The organism is Corallococcus praedator, assembly GCF_003612125.1.
GTDB classification, from domain to species: domain Bacteria; phylum Myxococcota; class Myxococcia; order Myxococcales; family Myxococcaceae; genus Corallococcus; species Corallococcus praedator.
In genome coordinates, this window is record NZ_RAWI01000465.1 from 1 (window position 1) to 6,654 (window position 6,654).

Annotated in this window: 7 protein-coding genes; 5 read left to right on the forward strand and 2 right to left on the reverse strand. The window is 70.4% G+C overall.

The window, feature by feature from the left end; genetic code table 11:
- Positions 1–1,300 (reverse strand): TadA family conjugal transfer-associated ATPase (locus tag D7Y13_RS36175; protein WP_233602431.1); only part of this gene is annotated, 1,300 nt, incomplete at its 3' end.
- A 111-nt stretch (positions 1,301–1,411) separates the two neighbouring features.
- Here D7Y13_RS36175 and D7Y13_RS36180 point away from each other — a divergent pair.
- The 5 genes from D7Y13_RS36180 (at position 1,412) to D7Y13_RS36200 (ending at position 5,873) form a co-directional block, all read left to right on the forward strand.
- Positions 1,412–1,990, forward strand: coding sequence for a hypothetical protein (locus D7Y13_RS36180; protein WP_147444541.1), 579 nt, complete (start codon positions 1,412–1,414; stop codon positions 1,988–1,990).
- A 111-nt stretch (positions 1,991–2,101) separates the two neighbouring features.
- Complete coding sequence (locus D7Y13_RS36185; RefSeq protein WP_120585921.1) at positions 2,102–2,779, forward strand: uracil-DNA glycosylase; 678 nt, start codon at positions 2,102–2,104, stop codon at positions 2,777–2,779.
- Between the two features lie 40 nt (positions 2,780–2,819).
- A complete protein-coding gene (locus tag D7Y13_RS36190) occupies positions 2,820–3,449 on the forward strand; it encodes a hypothetical protein (RefSeq protein WP_120585922.1) in 630 nt (209 codons plus the stop codon).
- Complete coding sequence (locus D7Y13_RS36195; protein WP_120585923.1) at positions 3,446–5,047, forward strand: TIM44-like domain-containing protein; 1,602 nt, start codon at positions 3,446–3,448, stop codon at positions 5,045–5,047. Before D7Y13_RS36190 ends, D7Y13_RS36195 begins: the two co-directional genes overlap by 4 nt.
- A gap of 22 nt (positions 5,048–5,069) precedes the next feature.
- Complete coding sequence (locus D7Y13_RS36200) at positions 5,070–5,873, forward strand: thioesterase family protein (RefSeq protein ID WP_120585924.1); 804 nt, start codon at positions 5,070–5,072, stop codon at positions 5,871–5,873.
- 7 nt (positions 5,874–5,880) lie between these two features.
- Here the strand turns inward: D7Y13_RS36200 and D7Y13_RS36205 are convergent.
- Positions 5,881–6,654, reverse strand: a 774-nt coding sequence (locus D7Y13_RS36205; RefSeq protein ID WP_208734524.1) for an endonuclease/exonuclease/phosphatase family protein, incomplete at its 5' end; no start/stop codon positions are given.

A 6,654-nucleotide genomic window follows, 5' to 3' on the forward strand; every position in this document is an offset into this window, starting at 1 on the left:
CCTGCACCTGCACGGAGGGCGCGGGCTTGGCGGCGGGGCTGGAGGGCCCGTCCGGACCGGCGTTCTTGAGCAGCTGTTCGAAGCGGCCCCACTCCTCCTTGAAGTGCGCGGGGTCCGGGAGGCCCTGCTCGCGGTGCTTCAGCGAGGGCGCCCAGCGCAGGGTGTACGCCTCGCCGACCTGGAAGTTGGGCGGGGGCGGCACGCCGTAGGTGGCCGGGTCGAAGAAGGCGTCGTCCAGGTCCTCGAAGCCGTACGCGCGCGCCTTGTTGATGAAGTTGGGGATGATGCCGGTGGGCGCGTGGTAGCCCAGGATGTGGCCGTGCTCGTCCTTGCAGACGGGCGTGAAGACGAAGATGTCCTGGGTGCGGTACTCGCCCTTCTCCGTGAGGGGGAGCACCTCCGACAGGGCGATGGTCTTCCGGCTGCCGTCGTGGAGGCGCTCGCAGCAGATGACGAAGTTGATGGCGCTGGCCACCTGGGCGCGCACGGCGACCATGGGCAGCTCCACGGACGACATGAGGCACAGGGACTCAATGCGGCGCAGCGTGTCCGTGGGCGTGTTCGCGTGCGTGGTGGCCAGCGAGCCGCCGTGGCCGGTGTTCATGGCCTGCATCAGGTGGAAGGCCTCGCCGCCGCGGACCTCGCCGACCACGATGCGGTCCGGGCGCAGACGCAGCGCGGAGTGCAGCAGGTCTCCCATGTCCACGCCGCCCTTGCCGAACTTGTCGGGGGGGCGGGATTCGAAGGCCACGATGTGGGACTGGTTGAGCTGGAGCTCGGCGGAGTCCTCGATGGTGAGGATGCGCTCCTCGTCGGGGATGAGGGACGAGACGATGTTGAGCAGCGTCGTCTTGCCGGAGCCGGTGCCGCCGGCCACCAGCATGTTGAGCTTGGTGGCGATGCCCGCCTCGATGAGTCGCGCCATGGGCTTGGTGAGCGACTTGAACTTCATCAGCGAGTCGATGCTGAGCTTGTCCTTGAAGAACTTGCGGATGGAGATGGTGGTGCCGTTGCGCGCGATGGGCGGAATCACCACGTGGATACGGCTGCCATCCGGGAGGCGCGCGTCCAGGCGGGGGCGCTCGTCGGTGAGCGGGCGACCGACGAACTGGGCCATGTTGCGCGCGGCACCAATCAGGCCTTCCTCGGAGAAGGAGGCATCCGTCTTGGTCAGGCGGCCCTTGCGTTCGATCCACACGTCGGTGGGGCCGTTGATCATGATTTCCGACACCGACTCGTCGTCCAGGTAGGGCAGGACGGGCTTGAGGAAGGCGCGGAGCGACTCGGTGTACATCGTCATGGCGGGAGCAAGGCTAGCGCGCCCTGGCGCCGACCCCAAGCACCTGACCTGATTGCCTGCTCGCTTTCCCTGCGAGAAACTCCAGGGTCCTTGCGTGAGGGGGACGGGACCATGAGGCGCCTGCTGCTTCTGGGGATGGTGCTGTTCATCGGGTGCATGCGGCGCCAGGGGGCTTCGTCCGAGTCCTCCCGGGTGGAGGACCCGTCCATCGTCTTCCCGGACTTCTCCTCGCGGGTCGCGCTGTCCACCGATGCTCCGGGACAGGTGTATGCGCTGGACGGGGCCCTGCTTCGCGCCGGAGTCCTCGCCGCCGATGCGTTCCTTCCCCGTGAGCACGAAGGGCGGTCGTGCTGGAACCGACGGGAGTCCTACCGCTTCCGGATCCTCCGGGAAGGAGACATCGCCTTCGTCCGCATCGACGCGGATCCCCGCGCGTGCACTCCAGGCGTGCGCCTGCTGGATGGCGGTGCCACCTACGCGGTCAGGATCTCCGAGGGCCGCATCCTGCGCAGCCTCCACGACGGCGAACCCGACGGCACGCGCGCTCCGGGCAGCCCCGATGCGGGCGCCCCCGATGCGCCGGCTACGTCCATCCCCGTGGGAGATACCTCCTGGGGCGAACCGCTCCCCGACCTCCCTTCCCAATGGCTGGACGCGGGGACGCGCGCGCCTCCTGTCCCCTCGCCCTGACCGTCGTTCCCGTCCCCGCCGCGATGTTCGCCGTGCGGCATGACGGCGACATCACGGCGGCCCCTGTGTCTGGGAGGCGGGGTAGGGTGGGGGTTCTGGGAGGTCACAACGATGCTGGCGGACGGGTTGCCCGAAGACTGGAAGAAGGTGCTGCATGACGCCATCCACGCGCCGTCGTTCAAGGACCTGGAGCGCTTCGTCCGCGAGCAACGCAGCGAACACACCGTGTTCCCGTCGGAGGCCGACATGTTCTCCGCGTTCCGCCTCACGCCCTACGCCGACGTGCGCGTGCTGCTGCTGGGCCAGGACCCCTACCACGGCCCCAAGCAGGCCCATGGCCTGGCCTTCTCCGTCCAGCCCGGCGTGCCCCCTCCGCCCTCGCTCGTGAACATGTTCAAGGAACTCCAGAGCGACGTGGGCGCTCCGAAGCCTCGCGACGGGTCGCTCATCCCGTGGGCGAAGCAGGGCGTACTCCTGCTCAACACCGTGCTCACCGTCCGCCAGGCCGAACCCAACAGCCACGCGAAACACGGCTGGGAACAGTTCACCGACGCCGTCATCCGCGCCGTGAGCGACAAGCCCGACCCCGTCGTATTCCTCCTCTGGGGCAAGCCCGCCCAGAAGAAGAAGTCGCTCATCGACGCGAAGCGACACGTCGTCATGGAGGGCACCCACCCCTCGCCGCTGTCCGCCAGCAAGGGGTTCTTCGGAAGCAAGCCCTTCAGCACGACCAACGCCGAACTCGAGGCCCGAGGCCAGAAGCCCATCGACTGGCGACTGCCCGCGTAGGCCCGGGGCGCCGGAGGGTTGGCTATAGTGCCCGCCCATCATGGCCACGACGTTCCTCGAAGAAGCCGCTCGGACCCAGGCCGCGGAAGCCGTCGCGGCCATTGAATCCCAGACCTCCGCCGAGGTCGTGGTGGCCGTCCGCTCCATCTCCGGCAACTACGCCCACACCGATGCGCGGGTGGGCGCGAGCCTCGCGTTCGTCGTGCTGATGGTGCTCCTGTTCATCCCGCAGGAGATCCACCTCGCCGTCTTCCCGCCGGGGGTGCTGCTCGCCTTCTTCGCGGGGACGCTGGCCAGCCGGGGCCTTCCCGCGCTGCGCCGCGCGCTCACCTCGCGCAAGCTCCAGGAAGAGGCCGTGCGCACCACCGCCCGCGCCGCCTTCACCGAGCTGGGCGTGTCGCGCACGTCGCGGCGCACCGGCATCCTCGTGTTCGTCTCCCTCTTCGAGCGCCGGGTGGACGTCGTCGCCGATTACGGCGTGGACACCGCCGCGCTGGGCGCGGAGTGGCAGGAGGCCCTCGCCGCGCTCTCCGCCGCGCTGGTCGCGTCTTCCTCGCCGGAGCCCTTCTTCCAGGCCCTGCGCCGCGTCCAGCCGCCGCTGGCGCGCGTGCTGCCGCGCATGGATGACGACGTCAACGAGCTGCCGGACCTGCCCGGGGTGGTGGCGTGAAGGGCTCGAAATCCTTCCTCCTCGCCGTCGCGCTGCTCGTGGGGCTGGGCTTCACCACCCTGCCTGAGTCCGAGGCGCGCCCCGGTGGCGGCAGCTCCTACCGGGGCTCGTCCAGCCGCGGCTCGTCGAGCAGCCGCAGCTCGTCGAGCAGCCGCAGCTCCTCCAGCAGCCGTTCCTCCTACAGCTCCGGCAGCCGGGGTTCGTCCACCTACTACGGTGGAAGTTCGGGCTCCTCCAGGGGCGGCGGCGGTGGCGGCCTGGGCGTCTGTCTCGTCCTGGGCCTCTTCGGGGTGTTCGTCCTCGTCGCCGTGTCCCTGGGCCGCAAGGACCACGAGGAGAAATCCCGGAGCTGGAGCACCTCCGCGCCACACGGGCCTCCGCCGCCCCGGCGTCAGATGTCGCTGCGCTCGAAGCTCGCGGGGCTGGGCCGCGTGGGGCCTCGCGGCGAGGACGGGACGATGCGGCCGCTCGACCCGGACTTCTCCATCATCCTCTTCGAGGACTTCGTCTCCTCGCTCTTCGCGAAGGTGCACGAGGCCCGCGGTGGCGACCGGCTGGACACCTTGAGTGCCTACCTGTCCGACGAAGCCATCGGTTCGCTCCAGGCGCTGGGCCATCCGACCGAGGTGAAGGCCGTGGTGGTGGGCGCCATGACGTACGACCAGGTGTCCGGCGTGGCGGCGAGCAGCCCGCGCGTCTCCGTGACGGTGCACTTCGAAGCCAACTACACGGAGGTCTCCGGCACCGAGCAGAGCTGGTACGTCGCGGAGGCGTGGACGCTGGAGCGGGACACGGCCGTGCGCTCGCGTCCGCCCGAGGAGGTTCGCGTCTTCAAGTGCCCCAACTGCGGCGCGCCGCTGGACGCGGTGCAGGGACACCTCTGTTCCTACTGCAACACGGTGGTGAATACCGGTGGGTTCGACTGGGTGGTGACCTCCATGGCGTCGCTGGAGCGCGAGCGCCGCGGGCCCCAGCTCACCGGCACCACCGAGGAGCAGGGCACGGAGCTGCCCACCGTGCGCGACCCCAGGGCGCAGGAGGCGCTGAACGCGCTCATGCGCGAGGACCCGGCCGTCTCCGCCGCGGGCCTGCGCCGCCGGCTGGAGTTCATCTTCCGGGAGATGCAGACGGCGTGGTCGAACCGGGAGTGGCAGGGCATGCGGCCCTTCCTCAGTGACAACCTCTTCCAGACGCAGCTGTATTGGATCAACGCCTACCGTCAGGCGGGCCTGCGCAACATCACGGAGAACGCGCGCATCACGAAGCTGTCGCTCGTGCGGGTGACGCGGGATGCGTACTACGACGCCGTCACCCTGCGCATGCACGCCAGCAGCCTGGACTACACGCTGCGCGACCCGGATGAGAAGGTCGTCGGGGGCAGCCGCTCGCGGGAGCGGGCCTACAGCGAGTATTGGACGCTGATCCGCGGACGCGGCGTGAAGGGCCTGTCGTACACCCAGAAGCAGTGCCCGTCGTGTGGTGCCCCGCTGTCCATCAACATGGCGGGCCACTGCACGCACTGCCAGGCGCGGGTGTCATCCGGCGAGTTCGACTGGGTGCTCAGCCGCATCGAACAGGACGAGGCCTATCAGGGGTGATGGGATTAGGATGCGGTGCATCATGACCGCCGCCTTCCTTGTCGCGACCCTCGTCGAACCGCTCGCCCCCGGGCACTACCGCTCGCGTTACGAGGCCGCCTGGTATCAGGGCCGGGGCGCGTACGGGGGCGTGGTGGCGGGGCAGGTGATGCGCGCGCTGGAGCACCACCTGAACGATGCGAAGCGTCCGGTGCGCTCGCTCACCGTGCACTTCTGCTCGCCCGCGGTGGAGGGCGTGGCGGACGTGCACACGCGCCTGGAGCGCGCCGGCAAGCTCGTCACCCACGCCACCGCGCGGGTGGAGAGCGGCGGGGTCGTGGTGGCCGTGGCCACGGCCACCTTTGGCGCCGCGCGCGGTGGGGCTCCGGGCTACCAGGACTTCGTCATGCCGGAGGTGCCGGCGCCGCAGACGCTCACGCCCGTCCCCGATGACGTGCCCATGCCGGACTTCTGCCGCTTCTTCGAGTACCGCTACTGCGTGGGTTCACCGCCGTACTCGGGCGCGGCGGTGGCGGAGGTGGGAGGCTGGCTGCGGCCGCGCGACCCCACGGTGCTGGACGCGGCCCTGTGCGTGGGCTTGATGGACGCGTATCCGCCGTCGGTGCTGTCGCAGGTGGACGGCTTCCGCGCGGCCGCCACGGTGGACTTCACCGTGCAGTTCTTCCAGACGTTTCCCCTCACGCGGCTCGCGCCGGACACGCAGTACCTGCGCACCGGCCGCTCCCGTCAGGCCGCAGAGGGCTACACCGAGGAGTCCCAGCTGCTCTGGGCGCAGGACGGCACGCTGCTCGCGCAGTGCCGGCAGTTGGTCGCCGTGCTCGGCTGAGCGCGCTTCAGCGTCCGGCCACCGTCAGCTCGGCCACCACCGCGTGGTGGTCGGAGACGGCTTCCGGCAGGCGCGCGTAGTGGGTGAAGCGCAGCGTGGCGGAGGCCAGCACCCAGTCCAGGCGCTGGCGTGCCTGGGGCACCGGATAGGTGGGCTCGCCTTCGTGCGGCGTGTGGAGTCCCAGCTCGGCGCACAGGCGCGCCACGGGGCCGTCGCCTCCCGCGTCCTCCGCGTTGAAGTCGCCCAGCACGATGCGGGGCCGCTCGGGCCGCTGGCGCAGGGCCTGGATGAGCCGGTCCACCTGCCTCCTGCGCACGGTCGCGGAGAACGGATCCAGGTGCAGTGACACGACGTCGGGGCCGGGCCCGCCCTGCGCCGCGAGCGTGGCGACGACGTAGCCCTTGTCCACGCGCCGGTCGCGGCCGAAGTGCGCGGCCTCCCGCGCTTCCAGCGCGTGGCGGGACAAGAGCGCGGTGCCCTGCGCGAACAGCCCCGGCACCCCCGAGTGCACGCCGTGGTGCAGGTGCGGATAGCCGGCCCGGGTGGCGATGCGCTCCACCTGGTCCACCCGTCCACTGAAGAGGCTGGAGCGGTCCGCCTCCTGCAACGCCACCACGTCCGCCGCCTCCCGGACGAGCAGCGCCGCCACCGCGTCCAGCGTGCCCAGCAAGGCCGCCCGTCGGCGCAGGAAGGGCATCGGCACGGTGAAGGGCGTGCCATGCGCCACGTTGAGGGTGAGCACCTTGAGTCGCACCCCTGCAGGGGGAACACGGAGCGGGGG